The 318-nt window shown below is 66.4% G+C and carries 1 protein-coding gene; it reads right to left on the bottom strand.

The genetic code is table 11. From position 1 onward, the window contains the following. A partial coding sequence (locus FVP33_RS19150; RefSeq protein ID WP_281289420.1) for a YbiU family protein occupies positions 1-285 on the bottom strand: 285 nt, incomplete at its 3' end. Positions 286-318: the final 33 nt, after the last annotated feature.

The raw sequence follows: 318 nt of genomic DNA, 5'->3' as shown, positions 1-318 counted from the left end.
GGCAGACAAGGAGATAGGGTAGTCCCCCGGCCTGTAGGCGGCGAGCGTTCCGAATAGGTCGGGCGCCGGTCCACGGTATTTCTTCTCGAAGTCGTTGCTGTCGACGTAGTAGACGAGGGACCGGTCCCAGGCGGTGGCGGTCTCCACGGGCACCTGCCCGCGAACGACGGCGCAGCCGCGACGATGGATGAGGTCGAGCTGCTGCTTCGACACGGTGCCGGCGGCGATGTCCGAGAACTGGATCACCGGCCAGACGTCTGCGCCGCGTTCCTTCGTCGCGACGATGGCGGCGACCTCGATCTAGAGCGCGGCCTAGAT

Source organism: Lacisediminihabitans profunda (assembly GCF_008040105.1).
Classification (GTDB): Bacteria; Actinomycetota; Actinomycetes; order Actinomycetales; family Microbacteriaceae; genus Lacisediminihabitans; species Lacisediminihabitans profunda.
This window is presented reverse-complemented; position numbering and strand designations above follow the sequence as displayed.